Genomic DNA, 26064 nt, shown 5'->3' on the forward strand with positions numbered 1-26064 from the left:
GTCGGCCCTCCCGACCGGGCGTCTAGATTGTTATTGTCGGAGCAGATTTCGCTTTTGTCAAATCATCCCGAGGCGTTCCGTTATCTCCGCGTCCGTTCTTCCCTCCCTCGGCTATAATTGAGTATGACCATGGAGCAAAAGGATGTTGGCCTGAGGTTCCAGGGCGGCCGCCTGCTGGCGGTCGGCGACATTCACGGCTGCCACGAACTGCTGTTGCGCCTGCTCGCCGAAGTGCGCCCCCGTCCGGACGACCGCCTGATCTTTCTCGGCGACTACATCGACCGCGGCCGCGACAGCCGCCAGGTGATCGAGACGCTGCTCGAACTGCGGAAACGGCTGCCCGCCACTGTCTTTCTTCGCGGCAATCACGAACAGATGCTGCTCGATTACCTGGACGGCCACGAGCGGCTGCTGTTTCTCGCCAACGGCGGCGCGACGACTCTCGCTTCCTACCGGCACCGGGGCGTCCCGCAGATTCCGCAGTCGCACCGGGACTTCTTCCGCGCCCTGCCCTGCCTGCACCGGGAAGCGGGCTTCATCTTCGTTCACGCCGGCCTGCGTCCAGGTATCCCTGTCGCGGAGCAGCGCGAGGAGGATCTGCTCTGGATCCGGCAGGAATTCATCGCCAGCGACGAGGACTTCGGCGCCACCGTGGTCTTCGGGCACACCCCACAGACGGCTCCCCTGCTGCGTACCGGCCGCATCGGCCTCGATACCGGCGCCGTCTACGGCGGCCTCCTCAGCTGCTGCGACGTGCTCAGCGGCCGGACCTGGTCGGTCGGCTAGCCGCCGGCCGCCGGCCGGCGCAGCAGATCGCCCGGCCGGGCGCCGGCCGGAAGGGCCATCCGCACCCGGTAGCCGGCATGGGCCGCGGTCAGCGGCCGCCCGTCAGCGGCGGTCATCGCCTCCACCCGGAAGGCCGAGGTGCGCATGGCGGGTCCGATCAGCTCCAGGGTTTCGCCGGCAAGAAAACGGTTGCGCCCCTCAACCAGGCCGCCGGCGTCATCGACCTGCAGCACCACACCGACAAAGTCGCAGCTGCGCAGATAGCGACTCGATACCGTCTCGGTGGCCGCATCCGGACGGGGGAAGAGAAAACCGCTGTCATAGGGACGGTGACTGACCTTGTCCAGCTCCTCCAGCCAGAGCGGATCGCAGCGCCAGTTCTCCGGTTCCCGCCGCCAGGCATCGATGGCAGCCCGGTAGACCCGGGTGACCGCCGCTACATAGTAACGGCTCTTCATCCGCCCCTCGATCTTCAGGCTCTTCACCCCGCAGGCCAGCAGCTGCGGCAGATGCTCGAGCAGCCGCAAATCACGGCTGTTGAACAGGTAGCTGCCGCGTGCATCCTCCTCCAGGGTGAAGTGCTCGCCCGGGCGGGTCGTCTCCTGCAATGTCCACGACCAGCGGCACGGCTGGGCGCAGTTGCCCCGGTTGGCGCTGCGGCCGGTCAGTGCCGAGGAGATGAGGCAGCGGCCGGACCAGGCGACGCACATGGCGCCGTGGACGAAAACCTCCAGCTCGACATCGGTGGCGGCCGCCAGCTGGCGGATCTCCTCGAGCGAAAGTTCTCGCGCCAGGTTGACCCGCCTGACTCCGGCCTGTCGCCAGAAGGCGACCGCCGCGGCGTTGGTGGTGTTGGCCTGGGTGGACAGATGGATCTCCCGTTCGGGATCGATCGTTCGCACCAGCGCCAGCACGCCGGGATCGGAAACGATGTAGGCATCCAGCTCCAGCGGCCTGAGCTCCTCGAGAAAATCCTGCAGCCGCGGCAGCTCTTCCTGGCGCAGAAAGGCGTTGAGTGTCAGATAGAGGCGCCGGCCGCGCTCGCGGCAGAGCGCTCCGGCGCGACGCAGGGCCTCCAGGTCGAAATTGCCCGCCTGGGCCCGCAAACCGAACTCGGCGCCGCCGACATAGACGGCGTCGGCGCCGAAATCGAGAGCTGTTTCGAGTTTTTCCATGTCGCCGGCCGGGGCCAGCAGTTCGATCTGTGCCATCGGCAAACATCTCCCAGCAACCGTGTCTTCCACCACCGGCGAAGGCAGCGCGCCCGACCGGCATCCGGTCTCGAGCTTAGCACAGCCGCCGGCGAAGATGGCAGTCTTGTTGTGTCGCTTGACAGGAAGCATAAAACCTTATACTTTTTAGTGAATTTCGCTTAAGAGGGGTCTGCGGTCCCCCCGGGAAAGGCATGGCGATCACCCCCATGAACAGCTGGAAATGGATACTGCCGGCCCTGCTGCTGGCCGCCTGCGCTCCCGTGCCGGCGACGACACCCGGCCCGGCTCCGGCGCCGAACCGGGAACTGGCCGAGCTGCGGCAGGCGCAGGAGGAGACGAGCCGCAGGCTGCAGGTGCTCGAAAGCCGCCTCGCCCTGCTGCAGAAACAGCTCGAAGAACGGCCGAGCCAGCCCCGGCCCGCGGATCAGCCCCCGCAAATGGGCACCCCAAGCCGCCAAATCGCCAGCCCTGAAGCCGGCCGGCCGAACCGCCAGGTCGCAGAACCGCAGGCTCCGGAAGACCTGTCGCCCAACCGGCTCTACCTGCAGGCCTTTTCCCTGCACGCCTCCGGACATTACGCCGAGGCGGCCGACGCCTTCCGGACGTTCGTCAGCCGCTATCCGGAAAACGCCTTCGCGGGCAACGCCCAGTACTGGCTGGCCGAATCCTTCTACCGGCAACATCTGCTGAGCCGTGCGGCGGTGGAATTCGAGAAAGTGGCCGGGCTGACCCGGTCCGGCAATCCGGGCAGGACCCCGGACGCCCTGCTGCGCCTGGTGGACATCTATCGACAACTCGGTCAGCCGGTCCTGGCGGAACAGGCTTTGCAAAAGCTTCGGCTGAACTTTCCTGACAGCGCGGCCGCCCGCAAGCTCACTTCGCCCTGACACGGGCGGGGAAAGCGGCCCACCTGCTCAGGTCCATGCCTAGGGGGTTTGCATGAAAAGGACATTACTGCTGTTTCTGGCCCTGTCGCTGCTGGTCGCTTCCACCGCCCTCGCCGGGGACGAACCGGCGGCCAGAACCTATGTCATCAAGAAGGGGGACACCCTCTGGGGCATTTCCCAGAGATTTCTCAAGGATCCCTACTACTGGCCCAATCTCTGGTCGAACAATCCGTTCATCGCCAATCCGCACCTGATCTATCCCGGTCAGAAAGTGCGCATCTACGACGGCCGGATCGAAATCGTCCCCGAGGTCGTCGAAAAGGAGAAGCCGGCCGAACAGCCCGCCGTCCCCGAACCGGCCAAGAAGGAACCGGCGCCCGAACCGGTAGAAGAAGTGGTCATCCGGACCATGGACACGGCAGCCGGCTTCATCACCCTGGATCAGATCGACAGCGCGGGCACCATCGTCGACGCCACCGACGACAGGCTGATGATGGCCACCGGTGATACCGTCTTCTGCCAGATGAAGAACCTGGACGACGTGACGGTCGGCAACGTCTTCTCCCTGGTCGAGGTCGGCAAGGAGATCACGCACCCGGTGACCGGCGAGCCCTTCGGCCGCATGGTCAACGAGGTCGGAACGGTGGAAATCGTCGCCGTCAACGAGCAGGTCGCCACCGGCCGCATTCTCAGCGCCTCGCGCGAGATCCACCGCTCGCACCTGATGGTTCCCTTCATGCCGCCGCAGACGGAGATCAGCCTGAAAAAATCGACCCGCCCCGCCAGCGGCGTCATCGTCGCCGCCAAACAGGACAAGATCGGCCTGGGGCAGAACGATATCATCTACATCGATCTGGGCAGCAACCAGGGAATCGAAGCGGGCAACATGCTCTATGTCACCCGCGAACGCAAGCCCTCCAAGCATGCACTCGTGAAAACCGAACTGAAGCTGCCCGACATGCTGCTCGGCTCGATCCTGATTCTGGAAACCACCCCTGACACCGCCACCGCCCTGATCCTCAAGGCGGTGGAACCCCTGCTGCGGGGCGACAGGGTCGTCACCATCGACGAATGACGATCAATTGAAATGCTGAAAAGAAAAGGGTTGGTCTGTTACGGACCAATCCTTTTTTCTTGACCATCAGGATGCTATTGAGGGCTTGCGCATGGACGCGTGGATGAAAAGAGCCTGGCTGCGCCTGCACCTGACCCCCGGCCTGGGCCGCAAAAGCATTTTCCGCCTGATCGAAACCTACGGCAGCCCCGAAGATGCCCTGCAGGCGCCGGCTGCCGACTGGTGCCAGCGCTGCGGCATCCGCGCCGACGTCGCCGCCGGGCGCCCCGCCAACGACGATTCCCGTCTGGAAAAGATCCTTGAACGGCTGGAACAGCTGCAGGTCGACCTGCTCACCTACTGGGACGACCACAACTACCCGCCGTTGCTGCGCCAGATACCCGATCCGCCGGCCCTGCTCTATCTGCGCGGCCGCCTTCCCGACCAGGAGATGTTCGCCATTGTCGGCTCCCGCCGGGCAAGCGCGCGGGGGCTGGCCTTTACAGAAGAGATCGCCGGCGAACTGGCCGCCTGCGGTATCTGCATCGTCAGCGGTCTGGCGCGCGGCATCGACACCGCCGCCCACAGGGGCGCTCTGGCCACCGGCACCACCGTCGCCGTTCTCGGCTGCGGCATCGACCGGGTCTATCCACCTGAGAACACCCGCCTCTTTCACCAGATCGAAAGCCGGGGAGCCCTGCTTTCCGAATATGCCCCCGGGACGCCTCCGCTGGCCGGCCATTTCCCCGGACGTAACCGCCTGATCAGCGGCCTGGCGCGCGGCGTGCTCATCGTCGAGGCGGCCAAGGGCAGCGGCTCGCTGCACACCGCCGAATTCGCCCTGGAAACCGGCCGCGAAGTCTTCGCCGTCCCCAACCCGGTCGGCCAGGCAACAGGCGACGGCGTCAACCAGTTGCTGAAGGACGGCGCCCGCGTCGTCACCGAAAGTCGCGACATTCTCGAGGTTCTGTGGCGGGGCCGACTTGCGGGACGCCAGGTCCAAACCGGGGAAACAGCCACCGCCAACCTATCGGAGCAAGAACGCAACATGTTGAAATTATTAAGCTTTGATCCAGTTCACGGCGACGAGATCATCCGGAAAAGCGGCTTGACACCCCCCGAGGTTTCCGATATTTTACTGCACTTGGAACTTGCCGGGCTGGTCGTCCAGCAGCCCGGAGGCTATTACGTCCGCTCCTGCTGAAACCGGGCGCGGCACACCAGGAAGCGAGCTGCCTACGTGCGTGACAGGGTTCTGGCCATCGTCAGTCTGATCGCCCAGTATGTCATGGAAGAACGCGAGTTCTTCAGTGAAAGCGATATCGTCGAGGAACTGCTCGGCGAAGGATTCGACGCCGAAGAGATTGACGCAGCCTTCACCTGGATGGAGCGGATCTCCATCGAAAACCGCCGCCAGAACGGCGCCGTCGAGCTGAAGCAGCCAACCAGCCGCGTCTACACCTTCGACGAGGAGCAGCTGCTTTCCCTGGAAGCGCGGGGCTTTCTCGTGCGGCTGCGCTCTCTGGGCATCCTCGACGACGAGCTGCAGGAAGAGATCATCGACCGGGCCTCACGCCTGCACGACGAGGAGATCAGCCTGGAGGAGATCAAGTCGCTGACGGCGCTGGTCCTCTTCTCACACACCCAGGAGCACTGGCAGAGGGAGGTCGACTGCTTCATGAAGGACGACTGGTCGCGTCTCTATCACTGACGCCGTCGACACCGGGCTGCGGACCTGTCCGCAGCCTTTTTGATTTTGACCCGACTTTCCGGCAAAGAGAACCGAACAGCCCATGGCTAAATCACTGGTCATCGTCGAATCGCCCGCCAAGGCGAAAACCATCGAGAAATTCCTCGGTCCCGGCTACAAGGTCCTGGCGTCCTACGGTCATGTCCGGGCCCTGCCGAGCAAGCAGGGATCGGTCGATGTCGACAACGATTTCGAACCGCGCTACCAGATCCTGCCCGAAAGCCGCAAGCATATTGCCAGCCTGAAAAAAAAGGCGAAAAACGCCGACGAACTGATCCTGGCAACCGACCCCGACCGCGAAGGCGAGGCCATCGCCTGGCATCTGCTGCAGGCGCTCGGCATCGATCCGGACACCGGCAGCCCCCGAGTCAGCCGGGTGACCTTTCACGAAATCACCCGCGACGCCATCCGCGAGGCCCTGGCCCATCCCGGCAGCATTTCCGCGCCGCTGGTCGACGCTCAGCAGGCACGCTCGATCCTCGACTACCTGGTCGGCTTCAACCTCTCTCCCTTTCTATGGAAGAAGATCCGCTACGGCCTGTCCGCCGGACGGGTGCAGTCGGTCGCCCTGCGTCTGATCTGCGAACGGGAAAAAGAGATCAATGCCTTTGAAAGCCGGGAATACTGGAGCATCGAAGCCGAGCTGAGCGGCCAGTCGAAAAAGGTATTCAAGGCCAGGCTGCACGCCGTCGACGGCAAGAAGCTCGACAAGCTGGCCATCGGCAGCCGGCAGGAGGCGGAACAGCTGGTGCAGCAGCTCTCTGGCCAGACCTACCGGGTTGCCAGCCTGGAAACAAAACAGAAAAAGCGCAATCCGGCACCGCCTTTCACCACCAGCACCCTGCAGCAGGAAGCCAGCCGCAAACTCGGCTTTTCAGCCCGCAAGACCATGCAGCTGGCGCAAAAGCTCTACGAGGGGATCGATATCGGCGAAGGCCCGGTCGGCCTGATCACCTACATGCGAACCGACTCGGTGGTCCTCTCCAGGGTCGCCACCGACGAGGCCCGGGAACTGATCCGGGAGCGGTTCGGGGACGAATACGCCCTCGCCCGGCCGCGGGCCTTCCGCAACAAGGCCAAGAACGCCCAGGAAGCGCACGAGGCCATCCGCCCCACCAGCCTGCGGCGCACCCCGGAGGAGGTGAAGAAATTCCTCTCACCCGACCAGTACAAGCTCTATCGCCTGATCTGGATGCGCACGGTGGCTTCGCAGATGGCCGCCGCCGTGCTCGACGCCACCACCGTCGACATCGCCGCCGACCGCTTCACCCTGCGGGCGACCGGCCAGGTGATCCGCTTCCCCGGCTTCATGCAGCTCTATACCGAGGGGACCGACGAGCCGCAGGATGAAGAAAGCGGTCTGCTGCCTCCCCTGCAGCAGGACGAGACCCTCGAACTGCAGCAGCTGCTGCCCGAACAGCACTTCACCCAGCCGCCGCCGCGCTACACGGAAGCGAGCCTGGTCAAGACCCTGGAGGAGAACGGCATCGGCCGTCCCTCGACCTACGCCTCCATCATCCAGACTTTGGTCAACCGCAAGTATGTCCGGCTGGAGAAAAGAACCTTCTACCCCGAAGACACCGGCATGGTGGTCAGCGACCTGCTGACCAGGCATTTCACCCAGTACGTCGACTACGACTTCACCGCCCGCATGGAGGAGCGCCTCGACGCCATCTCCCGCGGCGAACAGCAGTGGCGCCAGGTGCTGCGCGAATTCTGGGAGCCGTTCATCAACCTGCTGCGGCAAAAGGAGCAGGAGGTCAGCAAGGCGGAGGTCACCACCGAAAAGACCGATCGCGACTGCCCGGAGTGCGGCCGCGGCCTGGTCATCAAGCTCGGGCGGCGCGGCAAGTTTCTCGCCTGCAGCGGCTTTCCCGACTGCCGACATACCGAACCGCTGGCCGCCGACCAGAAGCAGGAGCCGGAAGAACCGGTCTATTCCGACCAGAGCTGCGACAAATGCGGCGCGAAGATGCTGATCAAGCAGGGCCGCTACGGCAAGTATCTGGCCTGCAGCGCCTATCCCGACTGCCGCAACATCCAGCCTCTGGTCAAGCCGAAGGGGCTCGGCATCACCTGTCCCGAGTGCGGCAACGGCGAGCTGATGGAGAAGACCAGCAAGCGGGGCAAGGTTTTCTATTCCTGCGGCGACTATCCCAAGTGCAAGTACGCCCTCTGGGATCTGCCGAAGGCCGAGCCCTGCCCGAAGTGCGGCTTCGCCATCACCACTGAAAAGACCACCAAGCGCTACGGCACGGTGCGCAAATGTCCCAGGGAGGACTGCGATTTCCAGGAAACCCTGGTGCCACCGGAAAAACCGGCCGCCAAAAAATGAGCGGAAATCGCCTTTTTTTTCCATGCCCGACACCCCGATAACCGTCATCGGCGGCGGTCTCGCCGGTACCGAGGCCGCCTGGCAGATCGCCCGGCGCGGCATTCCCGTGGTGCTGTGCGAAATGAAACCGGAGCGCAAGAGTCCAGCCCACCACTCCGACCAGATGGCGGAGCTGGTCTGCTCCAACAGCCTGCGCGGCGCCGGTCTGAACAATGCCGTCGGCCTGCTCAAGGAAGAGCTGCGCCGGCTGGGCAGCCTTTTTATCGCTTGTGCCGACAAGACCGCCATTCCCGCCGGCGGCGCCCTGGCCGTGGCCAGGGAGGAATTCGCCGCCGCCGTCACCGAAGCCGTCGAGCACCATCCGCTGATCGACGTCGTGCGCGGCGAGGTGAGGCAACTGCCGCGGCAGGGCTGGACCGTCGTCGCCAGCGGTCCGCTGACCAGCGACGCGCTGGCCGAGGACATCCGCCGGCTCACCGGCGAGCGACATCTCTACTTCTACGACGCCATCGCACCCATCGTCGAAGCCGAATCCATCGACCTGACCATCGCCTGGCGCGCCTCGCGCCACGACCGGGGCGGCAAGGACTACATCAACTGCCCCCTCGACCGGGACACCTACCTGAAGCTGGTCGCGGAACTGGTCGCCGCCGAAAAGGTACCGACCCGCGATTTCGAAAAGGCCGTTCATTTCGAAGGTTGCATGCCGATCGAGGTGCTCGCCGAACGGGGCGAGATGACCCTCGCCTTCGGCCCCTTCAAGCCGGTCGGCCTGCCCGACCCGCGCACCGGCCGCGAGCCCTTCGCCGTCGTTCAGCTGCGGCAGGACGACCGCAGCGGCGAGCTCTACAACATGGTCGGCTGCCAGACCAAGCTGACCTGGCCGGAACAGCGGCGCATCTTCCGCATGATCCCCGGCCTGGAACAGGCCCGCTTCGCCCGCCTCGGCAGCATGCACCGCAACACCTTCATCAACGCTCCGCGCTGCCTGAACCGCTGGCTGCAGCTGAACGAAGCACCGCACCTGCTCTTCGCCGGCCAGATCACCGGCGTCGAAGGTTACGTCGAATCGGCGGCCTGCGGCTATCTCGCCGGCTGTTTCGTCAGCGACCTGGCCCGCGACCGCCAGCCGTTGCCGCCACCGCCGACCACCGCCCTCGGAGCCCTGCTGACCCACCTGCAAGAAAGCGATCCGGCCGACTTCCAGCCAATGAACGTCACCTACGGTCTCTTTCCTCCGCTGGAGAGGAAGATCCGCAAGCGCAGCGAAAAGCGTCTGGCTCTGGCCGAGCGGGCCCTGCGCGACCTGGACGCCTGGGCCGGCCGCCCCCCGGCCGACAGCTGATCCCGAACCCGCTTTCGCTGCTCCCCCGCCGGGAAAGTCCCCTAACTTCTTGTCGAACCGGCCCCTTTCCTTTATTGTTGATATATTCGGTCCTGAAAGATCCCGTTCCATAAACGAGGGAAACGACCGCCACCAGGACCGCCGGGCCGTGTTCACAGGGGAGACATGTCGAACGAAGCCTGTATCATTGCCGACCCGGTCGAGATGCTGGACACCCTGCGGGAATTCTCCTTCATCAGGGACTACAATCTCGCCGTCTTCAGCGCATCGGAACTGATCGCCAAACGGGGCGACCGAACGCGCATGTGCGGCCTGTTCGGCGAAAGCTGGCTCTGTGTCGATTCCTGCCACAAGACCTACATCGACGAAACCACCCGCGCCGCCGAAAACTGCCGATCGCGCATCTTCCGCTGCGCCACCGGCCTGCTGAATTTCGTCATCCCCTTCAAGGATCTGCAACAGAAAGACTGTCTGCTGCTCGGCGGCGGCGTGCGGGAAAAATTCGTCGACCTCGAGCACCTCGAAAACTTCATCCGCGAGCACAGGCTCAACGGCATCTACTTTCTCGAAGAGTGGGAACGCCTGCCCTGCGTCACCCGCCTCGACGTCCAGAAGGTCGTCGACAACATCTACAACATCATGCCGCTGCTCGGCCGGGACAACTACTACGTCCGCGCCTACGAGCGGACCATCGACCTGATCAACACCGTTTCCGACCTCGGTCCGGAAATCGACCGGGCCAGCAGCGTCGACCTGGTGCTGGAGCTGCTCAGCGAAACCCTGACCATCCTGTTCAACGTTCCGCGCATCGCCATCCTCTATCCGCAGGGCAAGAAACGACAGCTGGTGCTCAAGGGGATTCTCGGTCTCGACAACGGGGCCATCCGCCTCGGTCCACAGCGCAGCAGCGAGCTGCTGCGCCACCAACACCACCGCATCCTGGTGCTGCGCGGGGAAAAGCTGAAAAAACTCTTTCCCTATCTCGAAACCGACCACCTGACCTGCCTGCCGCTGGTAGTCGACGGCCGGCTGATCGGTTTTCTCTCCCTGTTCGACACCGAGCTGGCCACCCGTGACCTGATGATCATCGAGCTGCTTGCCGGCCGGGTGGCCGACAAGCTGGTGCGCCTGCGCCGGCGACAGAACCGGGAAGAAGAAAGCAACCGGTCGAAAAAACTGGTCGGCATGATCAGCCGCCTGGCCCAGCTGGAAAATTCACAACACTTCTACCAGGGGGTGGTGGAAATGGCAGCCGAGCTGTGCGACGCCGGCAAGGGATCGCTGATGCTGTTCGACGACAGCCAGAAGAAACTGGTGATTACCGCCTCCCTGGGGCTGAACAAGCAGCTGGCGCGCAACCTGAAACTGCAACGCGGCCAGGGCATCGCCGGACAGGTCGCCGCCACCGGCAGCCCCATACTGGTGCACGACATCAACCAGGACAAGAGGTTCATCCAGGAAAAACGCCCCCGTTTCGAAACCCATTCCTTCATCAGCCTGCCCTTTTGCTGCGAGGGAAAGATCGTCGGCGTTCTCAACCTGAGCGACAAGCAGGACCGAAGCGCCTTCACCGTCGCCGACATGAAAGTGCTCGAGCAGTTCCTCGAACATGCCGGCGGCCTGGTCAAGCGGGCCGACACCCTGGAGCGCGCCAGCCTGCTGGAAAAGCTCTCCTGGAACGACGCCCTCACCGGCCTGCACAACCGACGCTTCCTCGACCAGCGGCTGGAAGAGGAGCTGAACCGCAGCAGCCGGCAGAAGCAGGAATTTTCGGTGCTGATGCTCGACCTCGACCACTTCAAGCTCTACAACGACCGCTGCGGCCACATCGCCGGTGACAAGGCGCTGAAAAAACTGGGACAGATGCTGCGCCGGTCGGCGCGCGAGATGGACACCGTCGCCCGCTACGGCGGCGAAGAATTCTGCATCCTGCTGCCCGAAACCGGCTCCGAACCGGCCCGACTGGCGGCCGAGCGCATCCGGCACAGCATCGAACGCGAGTCCTTCTACCAGGAGGACTACCTGCCCGGCGGACGCCTGACCGTCAGCATCGGCCTGGCCAGCTATCCCCACGACGGCGATTCCGCCGAAGCCCTGCTCGACGCCGCCGACCGGGCCCTCTACAAGGCCAAGGAGAAGGGCCGCAACCAGGTGCAGGTCTTCGACGCCGCCATCGGACGGGAGAAGATCGTCTTCATCTGACCCTCCGTTGCCCGCCGTCTTGTCATCCGCGGCACTTCCAACTACAATCAGTTTCTCACCTGAATCAGTGGGTTCATGCCGGATGGAGAGTGCAAGTGCCTGGCCTGAATGGGTTTCCCAAAAATCACATGTGCACCCACAGGTTCGCCGGCGATTCTTGGGAAACACAGACAGGTCAATGACTTGCGCTATCCGCCGGTGATGAGCTCGCTGATTCAGGTTTCATCCAGACCACCTCAGCGGGGAATCTCACGCATGACAGACAGCGCATCGCAACTGGTTCTCGCCTCGGCGTCGCCGCGGCGGAGCGAACTGCTCGAACGGGTCGGCATCTCCTTTTCGGTGGTGCCCTCCAACATCAGCGAAGACGAAATCGCCGGGGAGTCCCCGGCCGGACATGTCAGGCGACTGAGCGAGGCCAAGGCCCGCGAAGTCGCCGGCCGGCCCGGGCAGCCGGGCCGGTTTTTTATCGGCAGCGACACGGTCGTGGTGCTTGACGACCGCATCCTCGGCAAACCGGCCGACGAGATCGAGGCGGCGGCCATGCTGCGCAGTCTGTCGGGCCGGCAACACCAGGTCTGGTCCGGCTATGCCGTCTACGACCGCGAGCGGAATCGCTGCGAAGCCGAGGCGGTCTGCACCGAGGTCTTTTTCCGCGAGCTTTCCGAGGCGGACATCGCCGCCTACATCGCCACCGGCGAACCGGCCGACAAGGCCGGCGCCTACGCCATCCAGGGCATCGGCACCTTCATGGTCCGCCGCATCGAAGGCAGCTACACCAACGTCGTCGGCCTGCCGCTGTGCGAACTGCTCGACACTCTGCAGCGGATGGGAGCCGCCCGTCCGCTGGCCAATCCGGGGAGGCAAAGATGACCATCAGCGAACGCCTTGCCGCCATCCGGCGGAGAATCGAAAACGCCTGCGCCCGCTGCGACCGCGATCCGAACGATGTGCGACTGGTCGCGGTGAGCAAGAAAAAACCCGCCGCCGACATCGAACAGGCCCACCGGGCCGGCCAGCAGCTGTTCGGCGAAAGCTACGTGCAGGAACTGATGGAGAAGGCGCCGCTGGTCGCCGCGCCGGTCGAATGGCACTTCATCGGCGGCCTGCAGAGCAACAAGGTCAAGTACCTGCGCGGACGGGTGACGCTGATCCACTCGGTCGACCGCCTGAGCCTGGCGCGCGAGATCAGTCGCCAGTGGCAGAAAGAGGCGAGCGTCGCCGACATTCTGCTGCAGGTGAACCTGGCGCGCGAGGAGAGCAAGCGCGGCGCCGCCGAGGACGAGGTGCTGGAACTGGTCCCGCAGATCGCCGAGCTGCCGGGGGTCCGCATCCGCGGCCTGATGACCCTGCCGCCCTACGCGGAGAATCCGGAGGATGTCCGCCCCTACTTCCGCCGGCTGCGCCGGCTGGCGGAGCAGATCGCGGCGGCCGGCCTGCCCGGCGTCGAGATGCGGGAACTTTCCATGGGCATGAGCCACGACTTCGAAACCGCCATCGAAGAGGGTGCCACCCTGATCCGCATCGGCACCGCCATCTTCGGCGCGAGGAACTGACGATAACGGCATGGATTTTCAGGCCTTCATCTTCGATCTCGACGGCACCCTGATCGACTCCCTGCCCGACCTGACCATCGCCGCCAACGAGTTGCGAGGCGAGCTGGGGCTGCCGCCGGTCAGCGCCGGGCGGGTCAGGACCTGTATCGGCGACGGCTCCCGGCTTTTGCTGCAGCGGCTGTTGCCGGAAGGGTTGTTCAGCGAAACCCGGCTGGCACGGTTCCTCGCCATCTACCGGCAGCACCTGACCGACAGCACCCTTCCCTTTGACGGAGTTCCGGAACTGCTCGTCCGGCTGCAGCCCCGTCCGCTGGCCGTGGTCACCAACAAGCCCGACCGGATGGCCCACGAAATCCTGCAACGGCTCGATCTGGCCCGCCATTTCCGCATCATCGTCGGCGGCGACAGCTTCCCGGAAAAGAAACCTCACCCCCGACCGATCCACGAGGTTCTGCGCGTTCTCGACATCCCGCCGGAACGGACTTTGATGATCGGCGACCACCACACCGACCTGCGGGCGGCCAAGGCCGCCGGAATCAAAAGCTGCTTCTGTGGCTGGGGCTACGGCCATGAAGACGGAGAAACGCCCGATTTGCGGGCCGCCTCGGTCGCCGAGCTGGCCGATCTGATGGGGGTCGGGCCGTGACCCGAACCCGGCTGGGACAGAAGGAGATCGCCCTTTTCTTCTTTCCCCTGCTGCTCAATGTGCAGCTGATGAGCGTCTCCCATACCGTCATCAACGGCGGACTGGCGCGACTCGAGGACTACGTCACCGCCCTGGCCGGCTTTTCCGTCGCCATGGTGGTGCACCTCTTCGTCGCCTCTCCCTCCTACCAGAACCACACGGTCACCATCGCCATGGTCCGCGGCCGCCGGTCGTGGCGGGGCGTGCTCCTCTTCGTGCTGCTGGTCGCCGCCTATGTCGCCGCCATGCTCGGCCTCATGGCCTTCACGCCGGTGGGCATCTGGGTGCTCGAACGGCTGCTCGGCGCTCCGCCGGAGGTGGTGAAGGAAGCGCGACGGGCCCTCGGCATCCTTTTCATCCTCCCCTTCTTCACCGGCCTGCGCGGCTTCTGCCAGGGGTTGGTGATCCGGGCCCGGCGCACCGGTCTGGTCTCCCTGGCCACCGGCGTCCGGGTGGGAGGACTCTTCATGCTGCTCGCCTGGGGCGACGATCACTTCTCCGGCGCCGCCCTGGGGGCCTTCGCCCTGGTCGGCTGCGTGATCATCGAGACCCTGGTGATGATCTTTCTCGCCTGGCGCATCCACCAGCCGCTGCCGGCCGACGATGCGGAAGAATCGACCGGCGCCATTCTGCGCTACGCCTTTCCCCTGGCCTGGTCGTCGTGCCTGCAGCAGACCATTCCGCTGCTGATCAACGCCATTCTCGGCCGGCTGCCCGACGCCGCCATGGCCCTGGCCGCCTTCGGCGTCATCCGCGGCCTGCTCTTTCTCCTCGCCGGTCCCATGCGCAACCTGCAGCAGGCCTACCTGACCCTTGTTCGGCAGGACGACGATTACCGGGCGCTGGTACGCTTCCACTTCCGGGTCGCCAGCGGCATGGGTCTGCTGTTGCTGGTAGTGGCCGGCCCCCTGTCGCAGCCGGTGCTGGGCGATCTGCTCGGCGTTGCCCCCGACCTGCGGCGCTACCTGGCTCCGGCCCTGGCCTGCTGCGCCGTCTTTCCGCTGCTCTACGGCGGCAGCAACCTGCTGCGCGGCTGGTTCGCCGGCGCCCGCCGCACCGGTCAGCTCGGCCGCTCGACCCTGGTCAAATGCCTTTTCATGCTGCTCTGCTGGCCGCTGCTGACCCGATGGCCACTACCCGTCACCGGCATTCTGGTCGGGATTCTGCTGCTGCTGGCCGCCGAAGGGGTGGAACTCTCCTACCTGCGCCTGCAGCGCCAGAAACTGCCGCCTGAGTTGCAACAGCTGGTGCCGCGCTAACGGCTGACAAAACAACCGCCTTCTGTTCCCCCCGTACCGCCCACCAGCTCAACCCGACAGTCGGCTGCCAAGCGACCCCATAGAACCGCTATTTCTTGACCGGAAAATACGGCGATTTGCCGGTTGGGGTAGAATGAAAGGCATGGAACACAAAAAGCATCCCTGCCCCGACTGCCGCATGTGTCAATGGTGTTCGGACGACCGCTGCCGCATCTGTCTGCGCACCGGCAGCTGCCGGAAAAAGCTCTCGCTGGCGGAGCAGATCGCCCTGTACGAGGCGCTGAACGCGGAAGAGAAATCCACGAAAGGGAAAAATTCGGTTGAAACATCCGGATAAACGGATAGAATTCGGTTCATGCGCGAATTCGCCCGTTTTTTCAAAGCCCTGTCCGATCCCACCAGGCTGCGCATCCTGCTGCTGCTGACCCGGGGTGAACTTTCGGTCGGCGACCTGACCCGGGCGCTGAAGCTGCCGCAGTCGACCGTCTCGCGCCATCTGGCCTACCTGCGCGCCGCCGGCTGGGTGGACGACCGCCGCGACGGCGTCCGGATCATCTACCGACTGGTCAAGTCGGGCATGGACATACAGCGACGGATGCTCTTTCTGCTGGAGAAGGAACTGTTCGAAGTGCCGGAAATCCAGAAGGATTTCGAAAACCTGGCCCGCCTCGACGAACCCGGGCCGAAAGTGACCCGCCCCCGCAAGACCGGCATTCTCCCCGACCGTTCCTATCGCTGAACAACCATTTTTTTGATCATGACGTACCACGCTTGAGCCGGGCTGCGATCTCGGCCACATGCCGCCCCTGGTAACGGGCGATGGCCAGCTCGTTTTCGCTCGGCATGCGCGAACCGTCGATTCCGGCCAGGGTGGTGGCCCCATAGGGGGTCCCACCGGTAATCTCGTCCATGTTCAGCAGGCGCTGTTCGGCATAGGGAACCCCGACCACGATCATGCCTTGATGCAGCAGGGTGGTGTGAAAACTGGTCAGGGTCGTCTCCTGGCCACCATGCTGAGTGGCGGTGGAGGCGAAAACGCTACCGACCTTGCCGACCAGTCTGCCCTGCATCCACAGGTCGCCGGTCTGGTCGAGGAAATTGCGCATCTGCGCGGCCATGTTGCCAAAACGGGTCGGGGTGCCAAAGATGATGGCATCCGCCTCGGCCAGATCGGCCGGGTCGGCGAACGGGACATGGGCGAAACCCTGGCGCGGGGCCACGGCTCCCGATTTTTCCAGCGCCTCTTGGGACATCAGTTCGGGCACCTGCAACAGGCGTACCTCGGTTTTTTCGACCAGCCGTGCCCCTTCGGCCACCGCTTCGGCCATCCGGTAGACATGACCATAGGTGCTGTAGAAAACTACCTGAACTTGGGTCGTCATCGTTTCTCTCCTTCTGGTTTCAGGTCAGGTCGAGCGGCAGAAAAAACGGGAACTGTCCCTGTTTTTTCAATCCCGGTTGGAGATGCCGCGATCGACCGACAGGGCGCCGCCCCCCTTGATCATCAGGGCAACGGCCAGGCCCAGGGCCAGCAGATGGTACTCGAAGCCTTCCCCCTGCTGGCTGCCGAACCAATTCATGAAGAAACCGTTGCGCCAGTGGACCATGACGATGGCGCCGGTCATCACCGCCGCTACGCCGAGGGCGCCAACACGGGTGAGAAAACCGGCGATCAGCCCCAGAGCGCCAAGGGATTCGGCGAGGATCACCAGCACCGCCAGCACGCCGGGCAATCCCATGGTGGCGGTGAAATACCGGTAGGTGCCGACAAAACCGTGACCGCCGAACAGGCCGAAGGTCTTTTGCAGGCCGTGCGGCAGCATGACCAGCCCCAGCGCCAGACGCATCACCAGGGCTGCGACATCATTTTCAGTTGTCAGAATTCTTTTCAGCATTTCGAACCTCTTTCAGTAGCCGGTTGACAAGCCAGGCTGCTGAAAGAGGCGGGAGGCAAGGTATCCGAAATCGCGAGGCAGAAGGCGAACTTGTTGGCACGGTACGTCGAATGCCGAGAAATATGGATAACGCCGCCAGACAAGTCTTTTTCAGCAGTCCGGGAGCGGCCAGTTGGCCGCTCCTCCAGTTTAACCCGAATCGGCTTCGCCGCATCCGGCGACGAAAGAAAGTCCGCTGCGGCCGGTCAGAATTCGGCGTGGCCGGGCGTGCGGGGGAAGGGGATGACGTCGCGGATGTTCTCCATGCCGGTGACATACATCAGCAGACGTTCAAAGCCGAGACCGAAGCCGGCGTGGGGGCAGCTGCCCCAGCGGCGAATGTCACGATACCACCATAGCGGCGCCGCATCCATGCCGAGCTCGGCCATACGCGCGTCGAGCCGCTCCAAACGCTCCTCGCGCTGAGAACCGCCGATGATCTCGCCGACGCGCGGTACCAGCAGGTCCATGGCGGCGACGGTTCTGCCGTCGTCGTTCTGGCGCATGTAGAAGGCCTTGATCTCCTTCGGATAGTCGGTAACGAAGACCGGACCGCCGACCAACTGTTCGGTCAGCCAGCGCTCGTGCTCCGACTGCAGGTCGCAGCCCCACTCGACCGGGAATTCGAAGCTCTGCCCCGACTTCTGCAACAGCTCGATGGCCCGGGTATAGCTCATGCGCTCGAAACGGGCGTCGGCCAGAGCCTGCAGCCTGTCGATCAGCCCCCTCTCGATGCGCTGGTCGAAAAAGTCGAGATCGTCGGCGCACTCCTCGAGCACCGACTTCACCAGGTAGCGCAGAAACGCCTCGGCCAGGTCACAGTCGGCCGCCAGGTCGCAGAAGGCCATCTCCGGTTCGATCATCCAGAATTCAGCGGCGTGACGGCTGGTGTTGGAGTTTTCCGCCCGAAAGGTCGGGCCGAAGGTGTAGACATCGGTGAAGGCGGTGGCGAACAGTTCCGCCTCCAGCTGCCCGGAAACGGTCAGCCCGGTTCGCTGGCCGAAGAAATCGCGGCGAAAATCGACCCGTCCCCGCTCCCGCGGCGGATTGTCGGCATCGAGGGTGGTAACCCGAAAGAGCTCCCCGGCACCCTCGCAGTCGCTGGCGGTGATGATGGGGGTCTGCACGTAGAGGAAGCCGCGCTCCTGAAAGAAGCGGTGCACGGCGAAGGCCAGGCGGCTGCGGACCCGGAAGACGGCGCCGAAACTGTTGGTGCGCGGCCGCAGATGGGCGATTGAGCGCAGAAACTCGAAACTGTGCCGCTTTTTCTGCAGCGGATAGTCGGGACCGGCCTCGCCGAGCAGGTCGATCGTCTCGGCCTTCAGCTCCACCGCCTGACCGCTGGCGGGCGATTCGACCAGGTCGCCGCTGGCGACGATGCAAGCGCCGGTCGACAGTTTTTCGAGAACCCCGGCGAGGGGGCCGGCACTGTCGGCCACAACCTGCAGGCTGGCAAAGCAGCTGCCGTCATTCACCGCCAGAAAGCTGACTTCCTTGCCGCGGCGGACGGTTCGGATCCAGCCCCGGACGGTGACCCCGGCTTCGGGCTTCGCCGTCCGCAACAATTCGACAATCCGTCGGCGCGAATCCTTGTGTGAATGAACCATACGCAATCTTCTCCTTCTGCGGATTTCACATCCGGCCGTCCCACCCTCCGGCCCGGTTGCGGGCGACCAATCCGGGCCACCGGCCGTTTGACAAGCGGAACGCCTCGGCTAGATTTGAAAAAAGGCCTTTTTCGCCCTGCCACACAAAAGTATGCCATGAGGAGGCGCCATGACCAAGACAATCAGGGATGTCATCAGCAGCAAGGGCAACAGGGTACTCGGCATTTCGTCCGGTGCGACGGTCTACCAGGCGCTGGAGAAGATGGCGGAAAACAACGTCGGCGCCCTGGTGGTCAAGGGGAGCGATGAGGTTGTCGGCATCATCTCGGAACGGGACTACGCCCGCAAGGTGATCTTGCGGGGGCTCTCCTCGCTGAACACGCCGGTGGAGAAGATCATGACCACCGACGTCTGCTACATCACGCCGGACAACACGGTCGAGGAAGGCCTGGCGCTGATGACCGACAAGCGCTGCCGGCACCTGCCGGTCCTGGAAAAGGGCGAAATGATCGGTCTGGTTTCAATCGGCGATCTGGTCAAGGCGCAGGTAGCCGAAAAGGAATTCATCATCGCCCAGCTCGAAAACTACATCCGCAGCGGCTAGACAATCAGGGGCCTGTCATCACGACAGGCCCCTGTGTTTGTTGACTGTTCGCGCCAGAACCCTCAGCAGTGCTCCTTCGTCTTGTGAAAGACGATCTCCGGCCACTGTTCCTGCACATAGCCGAGACGCCACTCGCTCGAGGCGAGGTAGGTCAGGTTCCCCTCGGCGTCGCGCGCCAGGTTGGCCTGGTTTTTCCTCTCGAATTCCTCCAGCTTTTTCCGGTCGTCGCAGTCGACCCAGCGAGCGGCGGCGAAATCGATCCCCTCGTAGACGGCCTCGACGCCGTACTCGTTCTTCAGCCGTTCCATGGTGACGTCGAACTGCAGCACGCCAACGGCGCCGAGAATCCAGTCGGAGCCGATGAGCGGCCGGAAGACCTGCACCGCCCCCTCTTCGGCCAGCTGGGTCAACCCTTTGTCGAGCTGCTTGACCTTGAGCGGATTCTTCAGCCGCACCCGGCGGAAATGTTCGGGAGCAAAACTGGGGATGCCGGTGAAGCGGAGCGGCTCCTTGCTGGTGAAGGTGTCACCGATCTTGATGGTGCCGTGGTTGTGCAGGCCGATGATGTCACCGGGCCAGGCCTCCTCGACGTTGGAACGGTCCTGCGCCATGAAGATGATGGCGTTGTTCAGGCCGATCTCCTTGCCGATACGGTGATGGCGTACCTTCATCCCGCGCTGGAAGCGGCCGGAACAGATGCGTAAAAAGGCGATCCGGTCGCGATGCATCGGGTCCATGTTCGCCTGGATCTTGAAGACGAAGCCGGAAAACTGTTCCTCGTCCGGCCTGACCTCGCGGGTTTCGGTCATCCGCGGTCCGGGGGGCGGCGCCAGCTCGACGAAGGCGTCGAGCAGCTCGCGCACGCCGAAGTTGTTGATGGCGCTGCCGAAAAAGACCGGCGTCTGGTGTGCCTTGAGAAAGTCTTCCAGACAGAATGGGTTGGCCGCCCCCTCGAGCAGCTCGATATCCTCGCGCAGCTCGTCCGCCTGACTGCCGAGCAACTCATCAAGACGCGGATCGTCGAGACTTTCGATGGTCAGAATGTCCTGGTTCCGGGTTTCCTGGCCCGGGGTAAAGAGATTGAGCTGCCGGCGATAAAGATTGTAGACCCCCTTGAACCGCTTGCCCATGCCGATCGGCCAGGCCAGAGGTGCGCACTCGATCTGCAGCTTCTCCTCGATGTCGGCCATCAGGTCGAGGGGACTCATCCCCTCGCGATCGAGCTTGTTGATGAAGGTGATCACCGGAGTGTTGCGCATCCGGCAGATCGCCATCAGCTTCTCGGTCTGGGTCTCGACCCCCTTGGCCGAATCGATCACCATCAGGGCCGAATCGACAGCGGTCAGCACCCGGTAGGTGTCCTCGGAGAAATCCTGATGCCCCGGCGTATCGAGCAGGTTGACCTCGTAGTCGCGGTAGTTGAACTTCATCACCGAGGTGGTGACGGAAATACCGCGTTCCTGCTCCATCTTCATCCAGTCGCTGGTGGCGTGCCGGGCTGCCTTGCGGGCCTTGACCGCCCCGGCGAGGTTGATGGCGCCGCCGAACAGCAGCAGCTTTTCGGTCAGGGTGGTCTTGCCGGCGTCGGGATGGCTGATGATGCCGAAAGTTCTCCGGCGGGCGATTTCGCTCTTCAGTTTCTGGCTCACCTTGATTTTCCTCGCAAACGAAAAAAACGGGCCGCATGGCCCGAAACTGGTGGATGTTAACGCAGGGGACGGGGTCGGGTCAATCGTCCTCTTCCCCGGGCGGACGCTGCGGCAGCAGGACGATCACCAGGGTCCCCTTCCCCTTTTCGCTTTCGATCCGGATCTCGCCGCCGTGGGCGTCGACGATCATCTGCGCCACGCTCATGCCCAACCCGACTCCGGCGACCGCCGTGGTCGAACTGTCGGCGCGGTAGAACCGTTCGAACACATGGTTCTGCTCCTCCGGCGTCATGCCGATCCCCTGATCCTCGACCTCGAGCCGCAGGCAATCGCCCTCGATGCGCGCCCGAACGTGGATGTCGCCACCGTTGGGCGAATACTTGACGGCGTTGCTCAGCAGGTTGCCGACCAGCTGCTCGAAGCGGACCCGGTCGACCGGCCATATCAGGGGGCGGGACGCAACCTCCAGGTGCAAACGGTGTCCCTCGTCGCGGGGAAAGATTTCGGCTATGCGATCCAGAAGCTCACAGACATCGAACCGGTCCAAGTGCAGCACCAGCGGGTGTCCCGCCTCCCGGCGGCTGATATCGAGCAGGTCATCGACCATCCGCGCCAGGGCCTCGGCCTTCTGGTGGATGTAGCCGATGAACTCCCGGCTCTGCTCCGGCGAAAACTCCTCCAGCGGCCGGCTGGCGAGCAGCTCCGAGTACCCCATGATGGTGGTGATCGGCGTATGCAGCTCGTGCGCCGCCATGGCGAGAAATTCGCTCTTCATCCGTTCGACTTCGCGTTCGCGGGACACGTCCTGCACCAGGATGATGTGGCCGATCGTCTCCCCCTGCCGGTTGCGCAGGGGCGAACAGCGGGCCTGGTAAATTTTTCCGTGCAACTGCCCCTGGGGAGCGGGCCGGGGAAAATCGAAATGCCCGATGCCGCTTTTTTTCTGCAGGCAGTCGAGCAACGGCGAAAGCAACCGGGTATCGGGGAGCACTTCCTCCAGCTTCAGACCCAGCGAAGACGCGGCGCTCAGCGAAAAGATCTCCTCCGCCGGTCGATTCATGTGCACCAGGCGACGCTCGTCGTCAACCACCAGCAGGCCGTCGGCCACCGAGCTGAGAATACCGTCGATCTTCTCCCGCTCCGCCTCGGTCTCGGCCAGGGCCTGCCTGAGGGCGGTCTGTGCCCGCGTCTTTTCCGCCACTTCCTCGGCCAGCTTCTGGTTGGCCATGAGCAGCTGCCCCGTGCGCTCCTGCACCCGCAATTCGAGAATCTGGTGACTCTGCTTCAGCTCTTCCTCGGCCTTCTGGCGATCGAACCAGAAACGCCTGGCCCGCACCAGCAGGATGAGGATGATCAGTAAAAGGCTGCTGCCAAGCCCGAAAAGGATCATCACCGAGTGCCGCGTCAGGCGACCGAGCCGCTGCTGGCTTTCGGTGATGTCGTAATAGACTTCCATGGCACCGCCGAAACCGTGCGGGGTCATTACCGGCACATAGGTCTCGACCACGTCCTGGTCGATATGCTGACCGTCGGCGGTGTAGTGATCCTTGCGTACAACTTTGGAAAAGATGTGTCCGCGGGCGACCTCCTGCAGAAAATAGGGGCGCTGGTTCACCCGGCCGATCTCTTCCGGCAGGGTGGAATAGACGATCTTTCCGGTCGGGGAAAAGACTCGCAGCTTGATCAGTTTCGGGTCCTGCACCGCCAGTTCGATCTGCCGCAGAACATCGGGCGTCATCAGCTCGCTTCCAAGCCGCTTGTCATCCAGCCCGAGCGACCGCACCAGGAACGAAACCAGCCGCGCCGCCTCCACCTCCGTTTCCCGCGTCAACAGGTCACGGTAGGACGGATGGATGAAAACCAGCTGGTAGAGCGGCAACATGGTGACCAGCAGCAAAGAGATGATCAGCATGTTGCGCAGAAAGGCGATCCTGAACATCGACGCGTCCTTGACCAGTACACATAAAAACAGGAAATTCATACGCCGGACCGAACGAGCGCGGAACAGCGGCCTCGTGCCAGACGGCGGCAATGAAACCATACGGATTCAGCAAACAGTTTGTCACAAGCTTTGCAATTAGGCAATTTGTGGCATACTGACTTTGCGGAAAATACGCGAGGAGAACAGCCGTGCAACGTACGAGCGGCCTGCTGCTGCACCTGACATCACTGCCCGGCCGGTTCGGTATCGGCGATCTCGGCGCAGAATCCCGGCGCTTCATCGACTTTCTCGCCGCAGCAGGGCAGCGCTGGTGGCAACTGCTGCCTATCAATCCGACCGGCTACGGCAATTCTCCCTACAGCGCCTTCTCCGCCTTTGCCGGCAACCCTCTGCTCATATCGCCCGACGAGCTGGCTGCGGCCGGCGACCTGGACGAAGACGATCTGGCCGCCTGGCGGCTGGCTCCGGAACATACCGACTACGGCCATGCCTGGCGCTGCCGGCGGCAGCTGCTGCCACAGGCGGCGGGCCGTTTCTTCCGGCAGGCCGGAAAGGCAAGAAAAGCAACTTTCGACACCTTCTGCGCCGAACAGGCCTTCTGGCTCAACGACTACGCCCTGTTCCAGGCCCTGCGCGAACATTTCGGCAACCGTGACTGGACACGCTGGCCGGAACCGATTCGCGACCGGCGGGAAGAAGCGCTGCGCAATTGGGGAGAACGGCTGGCCGGGCGCATCCTGCAGCTGAAATACGAACAGTTCGTCTTCTTCGAACAGTGGCGAAAACTGAAGAAACATGCCGGCCGGCACGGTATCGGCCTGTTCGGCGACATGCCCATCTTCGTCGCGCTCGATTCCGCCGACGTCTGGTGCAACCGGCCTCTCTTCCGTCTTGACGGACAGGGGCAACCGACCGCCGTCGCCGGCGTGCCGCCCGACTATTTCAGCGAGCGGGGACAGCGCTGGGGCACCCCCCTCTACGACTGGCCGGCGCACCAGGCCCAGGACTTCTCCTGGTGGAAGGCCCGCCTGCGCTGGAACCTGCAGCTTTTCGAACTGCTGCGCATCGATCATTTCCGCGGTTTCGCCGCCTGCTGGGTCATCCCGGCCGACAGCGAAGACGCCACCGGCGGCGCCTGGGAACAGGTGCCCGGCGACCGGCTCTTCCGCTCCCTGACCGACGAACTGGGCGTCCTGCCCCTGGTCGCCGAGGATCTGGGGATCATCACCGACGATGTAACGGCGCTGAAAAGACGCTGGGGCTGGCCGGGAATGAAAGTCCTGCAGTTCGCCTTCGATTCCGGTCCCGACAACCCCTACCTGCCGCACAACCATGAGGAAAACTGCGTTGTCTACACCGGCACTCACGACAACGACACAACCCTCGGCTGGTGGCAAAAACTGGACGGGCATGCCAGAAACCGGGTCCGGTCCTACCTGATGCGCTCCTGCCGCGACATGCCGCGGGAGCTGATCCGCGAAGCGATGGCCAGTGTCGCCCGCCTCTGCATCCTGCCGGTACAGGACATCCTGGCCCTTCCGTCGACGGCACGCATGAACCGACCCGGTGCACCAAGCGGCAACTGGACCTGGCGGCTGCCGGACGATGCCCTGACCGATGCGCTGGCGTCCGAACTGCGCCGGCTGACCGAGCGCTACGGCCGCCTCGCCTGAACCTCCCCCTTTCCGGTCGGCGGAGTCCTTCATGCAGGCAGGCGGAACAGGGCGGCAAAGCACGTCGTGCGGCCCCGACAAGACTTGTCTGCAACCGCCCGCCATGGTAGAGTTGGGACTGTTTAACCTACCCAACAACCTGGTCGCACCAGGAATCCAGACTGGAGGCACATCGTGAAGAAGCTTTTCCCAATCCTTCTTGCCGGCATTTTCACCCTCGCGCTCGTCGCCGGATGCAAAAACGAAACACCCGCGCCGCAGAAGAGCGAGAAACAGGCGGCCGAAAAGGCCCCGGTCCAGTCCGAGGCCAAGCAGCAGCAGGCCGGCTGGACGGGCAAGGTGGTGGAGACCATGGACGCCGGCGGCTACACCTACGTGCAGGTCGACACCGGCAGTGAAAAGGTCTGGGCCGCCGCCCCCAAGTTCAACGTCAAGGTCGGTGACCCCGTGGTCGTCCCCCAGGGCATGGCCATGAAGAACTACCACAGCAAGACCCTCGATCGCGACTTCCCGGTCGTCTACTTCGTCGACGGCGTCATGGTCGGCGGCACCGAGCAGGTCGCAGCGGAGCCGCAGGGCCAGATGCCGAAGGACCATCCCAGGGTTTCGGCAACCCCGTCGGCCGACGTCGACCTGAGCGGCATCAAGCCGGTCGAGGGCGGTCAGACCATCGAACAGCTCTACAAGCAGACCGACGAGCTGGCCGGCAAGAAAGTGACCCTGCGCGGCAAGGTGGTCAAATACAACGAAAACATCATGGGCAAGAACTGGATCCACATCCAGGACGGCACCGGCGCCGAGGGGACCAACGACCTGACCGTCACCACCTCGGCCACCGCCAAGGTCGGTGACACCGTCGTCGTCACCGGGGTACTGGTCGCCGACAAGGATTTCGGCTATGGCTACAAATACGCCCTGATCATCGAGGACGCCGACGTCAAGGTTGAATAGCAGACCTCTTGAACCGAACTTCCGCCCCCCGACTCCGGCCGGGGGGCTTTTTTGTTCCACCCTTCCACCCGGAGTCGACGATGGAAAACGGTATCCTCTCCCTCTGGTGGTTCTACCCGCTCCTGCTGGCCCAGCGCGGCGGAGAACTTCTGCTGTGCGCCCGCAACAGGCGAAAACTGCTGGCCCGTGGCGGCTCCGAGCACGCCCCGGAAAGCTACCGGGCCATGGTCATCCTGCACGCCGGCTTCTATCTCACCCTGCTCTTCGAAGCCTTTCCCTTCGCCGTCCCCGCCGATCTGCTCACCTGGTCCATGCTGGGCCTGTGGTTTCTGGTCCAGATCGGACGCTACTGGGTCATTGCCTCCCTGGGGGTTTTCTGGACCACGCGCATCGTTGTCGTGCCGGGCACGACCCTGATCCGCAAAGGCCCCTATCGCTGGCTGCAGCACCCCAATTACCTGGTCATCACCCTCGAATTCGCCATCGTTCCCCTGTTGCTGAGGGCTCCCGTCACCCTCCTGCTGTTCAGCCTGGCCAATCTCGTCGTCCTGCGACACCGTATCGCCCTGGAAGAAGCGGCGCTGAAAACGCTGAAATCGTCCGCCAACCGGTAGCAATTGATTTGACATGC

General features: G+C 63.7%; 24 protein-coding genes. 18 read left to right on the forward strand and 6 right to left on the reverse strand.

Annotation, left to right across the window (positions count from 1 at the left end; all coding sequences use genetic code 11):
* Positions 1–129 precede the first annotated feature (129 nt).
* Positions 130–786: a metallophosphoesterase family protein gene (locus tag EDC39_RS05650; RefSeq protein ID WP_148895409.1), complete on the forward strand. Its 657-nt coding sequence runs from the start codon at positions 130–132 to the stop codon at positions 784–786.
* On the opposite strand, the gene EDC39_RS05655 is transcribed toward EDC39_RS05650, so the two are convergent.
* The gene (locus EDC39_RS05655) at positions 783–1997 is read right to left on the reverse strand and encodes a peptidase U32 family protein (protein ID WP_148895410.1); all 1215 of its coding nucleotides are present in this window, start codon (positions 1995–1997) and stop codon (positions 783–785) included. The two genes, EDC39_RS05650 and EDC39_RS05655, sit on opposite strands and share 4 nt — an antisense overlap.
* A 194-nt stretch (positions 1998–2191) precedes the next feature.
* Here EDC39_RS05655 and EDC39_RS05660 point away from each other — a divergent pair, with 194 nt between their 5' ends.
* The 13 genes from EDC39_RS05660 (at position 2192) to EDC39_RS05720 (ending at position 15812) form a co-directional block, all read left to right on the forward strand.
* The gene (locus EDC39_RS05660; protein ID WP_148895411.1) at positions 2192–2887 is read left to right on the forward strand and encodes a tetratricopeptide repeat protein; all 696 of its coding nucleotides are present in this window, start codon (positions 2192–2194) and stop codon (positions 2885–2887) included.
* A 52-nt stretch (positions 2888–2939) separates the two neighbouring features.
* Positions 2940–3962 carry a LysM peptidoglycan-binding domain-containing protein gene (locus EDC39_RS05665; RefSeq protein WP_148895412.1) on the forward strand — a complete coding sequence of 341 codons (1023 nt, stop codon included), beginning with the start codon at positions 2940–2942 and terminating at the stop codon, positions 3960–3962.
* A 103-nt stretch (positions 3963–4065) separates the two neighbouring features.
* The gene (gene dprA / locus EDC39_RS05670; protein WP_187426659.1) at positions 4066–5145 is read left to right on the forward strand and encodes a DNA-processing protein DprA; all 1080 of its coding nucleotides are present in this window, start codon (positions 4066–4068) and stop codon (positions 5143–5145) included.
* Positions 5146–5181: 36 nt separating this feature from the next.
* Complete coding sequence (locus tag EDC39_RS05675; RefSeq protein ID WP_148895414.1) at positions 5182–5652, forward strand: DUF494 family protein; 471 nt, start codon at positions 5182–5184, stop codon at positions 5650–5652.
* A gap of 82 nt (positions 5653–5734) precedes the next feature.
* On the forward strand, positions 5735–8026 hold the full coding sequence (gene topA / locus EDC39_RS05680; RefSeq protein ID WP_148895415.1) for a type I DNA topoisomerase: 2292 nt from the start codon (positions 5735–5737) through the stop codon (positions 8024–8026).
* 22 nt (positions 8027–8048) lie between these two features.
* Complete coding sequence (trmFO, locus tag EDC39_RS05685) at positions 8049–9371, forward strand: methylenetetrahydrofolate--tRNA-(uracil(54)-C(5))-methyltransferase (FADH(2)-oxidizing) TrmFO (RefSeq protein ID WP_148895416.1); 1323 nt, start codon at positions 8049–8051, stop codon at positions 9369–9371.
* Positions 9372–9536: 165 nt separating this feature from the next.
* The gene (locus EDC39_RS05690) at positions 9537–11573 is read left to right on the forward strand and encodes a sensor domain-containing diguanylate cyclase (protein ID WP_148895417.1); all 2037 of its coding nucleotides are present in this window, start codon (positions 9537–9539) and stop codon (positions 11571–11573) included.
* Between the two features lie 255 nt (positions 11574–11828).
* Entirely contained in the window at positions 11829–12446 is a 618-nt protein-coding gene (locus EDC39_RS05695) for a Maf family protein (protein WP_148895418.1), read from the forward strand.
* Positions 12443–13129 (forward strand): YggS family pyridoxal phosphate-dependent enzyme, encoded by a 687-nt coding sequence (locus EDC39_RS05700; RefSeq protein WP_148895419.1) that lies wholly within the window; start codon positions 12443–12445, stop codon positions 13127–13129. The genes EDC39_RS05695 and EDC39_RS05700 overlap by 4 nt, the downstream gene beginning before the upstream one ends.
* A 10-nt stretch (positions 13130–13139) precedes the next feature.
* Positions 13140–13775, forward strand: coding sequence for an HAD family hydrolase (locus tag EDC39_RS05705; protein WP_148895420.1), 636 nt, complete (start codon positions 13140–13142; stop codon positions 13773–13775).
* The gene (locus EDC39_RS05710; RefSeq protein ID WP_246140188.1) at positions 13772–15073 is read left to right on the forward strand and encodes a hypothetical protein; all 1302 of its coding nucleotides are present in this window, start codon (positions 13772–13774) and stop codon (positions 15071–15073) included. The genes EDC39_RS05705 and EDC39_RS05710 overlap by 4 nt, the downstream gene beginning before the upstream one ends.
* A 142-nt stretch (positions 15074–15215) precedes the next feature.
* A complete protein-coding gene (locus tag EDC39_RS05715; RefSeq protein ID WP_281289730.1) occupies positions 15216–15410 on the forward strand; it encodes a hypothetical protein in 195 nt (64 codons plus the stop codon).
* A gap of 18 nt (positions 15411–15428) precedes the next feature.
* Positions 15429–15812: an ArsR/SmtB family transcription factor gene (locus EDC39_RS05720; protein ID WP_148895422.1), complete on the forward strand. Its 384-nt coding sequence runs from the start codon at positions 15429–15431 to the stop codon at positions 15810–15812.
* A gap of 16 nt (positions 15813–15828) precedes the next feature.
* On the opposite strand, the gene wrbA is transcribed toward EDC39_RS05720, so the two are convergent.
* From wrbA to asnS, 3 genes are all read right to left on the reverse strand, one after another.
* Positions 15829–16455 carry an NAD(P)H:quinone oxidoreductase gene (gene wrbA / locus EDC39_RS05725; protein ID WP_148895423.1) on the reverse strand — a complete coding sequence of 209 codons (627 nt, stop codon included), beginning with the start codon at positions 16453–16455 and terminating at the stop codon, positions 15829–15831.
* A gap of 66 nt (positions 16456–16521) precedes the next feature.
* Positions 16522–16968, reverse strand: coding sequence for a DoxX family protein (locus tag EDC39_RS05730; protein WP_148895424.1), 447 nt, complete (start codon positions 16966–16968; stop codon positions 16522–16524).
* Positions 16969–17213: 245 nt separating this feature from the next.
* Positions 17214–18614, reverse strand: coding sequence for an asparagine--tRNA ligase (gene asnS / locus EDC39_RS05735; RefSeq protein ID WP_148895425.1), 1401 nt, complete (start codon positions 18612–18614; stop codon positions 17214–17216).
* 169 nt (positions 18615–18783) lie between these two features.
* Here asnS and EDC39_RS05740 point away from each other — a divergent pair, with 169 nt between their 5' ends.
* Complete coding sequence (locus tag EDC39_RS05740; RefSeq protein ID WP_148895426.1) at positions 18784–19218, forward strand: CBS domain-containing protein; 435 nt, start codon at positions 18784–18786, stop codon at positions 19216–19218.
* Positions 19219–19280: 62 nt separating this feature from the next.
* Here the strand turns inward: EDC39_RS05740 and EDC39_RS05745 are convergent, their stop codons facing one another.
* Together EDC39_RS05745 and EDC39_RS05750 are read right to left on the reverse strand one after the other, a co-directional pair.
* Positions 19281–20867 (reverse strand): peptide chain release factor 3, encoded by a 1587-nt coding sequence (locus tag EDC39_RS05745; RefSeq protein ID WP_148895427.1) that lies wholly within the window; start codon positions 20865–20867, stop codon positions 19281–19283.
* Between the two features lie 79 nt (positions 20868–20946).
* Positions 20947–22806 carry a sensor histidine kinase gene (locus tag EDC39_RS05750; protein WP_187426660.1) on the reverse strand — a complete coding sequence of 620 codons (1860 nt, stop codon included), beginning with the start codon at positions 22804–22806 and terminating at the stop codon, positions 20947–20949.
* A gap of 191 nt (positions 22807–22997) precedes the next feature.
* On the opposite strand from EDC39_RS05750, the gene malQ reads away from it, so the two are divergent.
* The 3 genes from malQ (at position 22998) to EDC39_RS05765 (ending at position 26047) form a co-directional block, all read left to right on the forward strand.
* Entirely contained in the window at positions 22998–24482 is a 1485-nt protein-coding gene (gene malQ / locus EDC39_RS05755) for a 4-alpha-glucanotransferase (RefSeq protein WP_148895429.1), read from the forward strand.
* Positions 24483–24656: 174 nt separating this feature from the next.
* Positions 24657–25433, forward strand: a complete 777-nt coding sequence (locus EDC39_RS15305) for a DNA-binding protein (protein WP_187426661.1) — start codon at positions 24657–24659, stop codon at positions 25431–25433.
* A gap of 80 nt (positions 25434–25513) precedes the next feature.
* Positions 25514–26047, forward strand: a complete 534-nt coding sequence (locus tag EDC39_RS05765) for an isoprenylcysteine carboxyl methyltransferase family protein (RefSeq protein WP_148895430.1) — start codon at positions 25514–25516, stop codon at positions 26045–26047.
* Positions 26048–26064: the final 17 nt, after the last annotated feature.

Origin of the sequence: Geothermobacter ehrlichii (genome assembly GCF_008124615.1) — a bacterium.
GTDB classification, from domain to species: Bacteria; Desulfobacterota; Desulfuromonadia; order Desulfuromonadales; family Geothermobacteraceae; genus Geothermobacter; species Geothermobacter ehrlichii.

Coding starts and splice junctions, on each gene's coding strand:
- EDC39_RS05650 (WP_148895409.1), top strand. CDS start 130: ATGGAGCAAAAGGATGTTGGCCTGAGGTTCCAGGGCGGCCGCCTGCTG.
- EDC39_RS05655 (WP_148895410.1), bottom strand. CDS start 1,997: ATGGCACAGATCGAACTGCTGGCCCCGGCCGGCGACATGGAAAAACTC.
- EDC39_RS05660 (WP_148895411.1), top strand. CDS start 2,192: ATGGCGATCACCCCCATGAACAGCTGGAAATGGATACTGCCGGCCCTG.
- EDC39_RS05665 (WP_148895412.1), top strand. CDS start 2,940: ATGAAAAGGACATTACTGCTGTTTCTGGCCCTGTCGCTGCTGGTCGCT.
- dprA (WP_187426659.1), top strand. CDS start 4,066: ATGAAAAGAGCCTGGCTGCGCCTGCACCTGACCCCCGGCCTGGGCCGC.
- topA (WP_148895415.1), top strand. CDS start 5,735: ATGGCTAAATCACTGGTCATCGTCGAATCGCCCGCCAAGGCGAAAACC.
- trmFO (WP_148895416.1), top strand. CDS start 8,049: ATGCCCGACACCCCGATAACCGTCATCGGCGGCGGTCTCGCCGGTACC.
- EDC39_RS05690 (WP_148895417.1), top strand. CDS start 9,537: ATGTCGAACGAAGCCTGTATCATTGCCGACCCGGTCGAGATGCTGGAC.
- EDC39_RS05695 (WP_148895418.1), top strand. CDS start 11,829: ATGACAGACAGCGCATCGCAACTGGTTCTCGCCTCGGCGTCGCCGCGG.
- EDC39_RS05700 (WP_148895419.1), top strand. CDS start 12,443: ATGACCATCAGCGAACGCCTTGCCGCCATCCGGCGGAGAATCGAAAAC.
- EDC39_RS05705 (WP_148895420.1), top strand. CDS start 13,140: ATGGATTTTCAGGCCTTCATCTTCGATCTCGACGGCACCCTGATCGAC.
- EDC39_RS05715 (WP_281289730.1), top strand. CDS start 15,216: ATGGAACACAAAAAGCATCCCTGCCCCGACTGCCGCATGTGTCAATGG.
- EDC39_RS05720 (WP_148895422.1), top strand. CDS start 15,429: ATGCGCGAATTCGCCCGTTTTTTCAAAGCCCTGTCCGATCCCACCAGG.
- wrbA (WP_148895423.1), bottom strand. CDS start 16,455: ATGACGACCCAAGTTCAGGTAGTTTTCTACAGCACCTATGGTCATGTC.
- EDC39_RS05730 (WP_148895424.1), bottom strand. CDS start 16,968: ATGCTGAAAAGAATTCTGACAACTGAAAATGATGTCGCAGCCCTGGTG.
- asnS (WP_148895425.1), bottom strand. CDS start 18,614: ATGGTTCATTCACACAAGGATTCGCGCCGACGGATTGTCGAATTGTTG.
- EDC39_RS05740 (WP_148895426.1), top strand. CDS start 18,784: ATGACCAAGACAATCAGGGATGTCATCAGCAGCAAGGGCAACAGGGTA.
- EDC39_RS05750 (WP_187426660.1), bottom strand. CDS start 22,806: ATGTTCAGGATCGCCTTTCTGCGCAACATGCTGATCATCTCTTTGCTG.
- EDC39_RS05765 (WP_148895430.1), top strand. CDS start 25,514: ATGGAAAACGGTATCCTCTCCCTCTGGTGGTTCTACCCGCTCCTGCTG.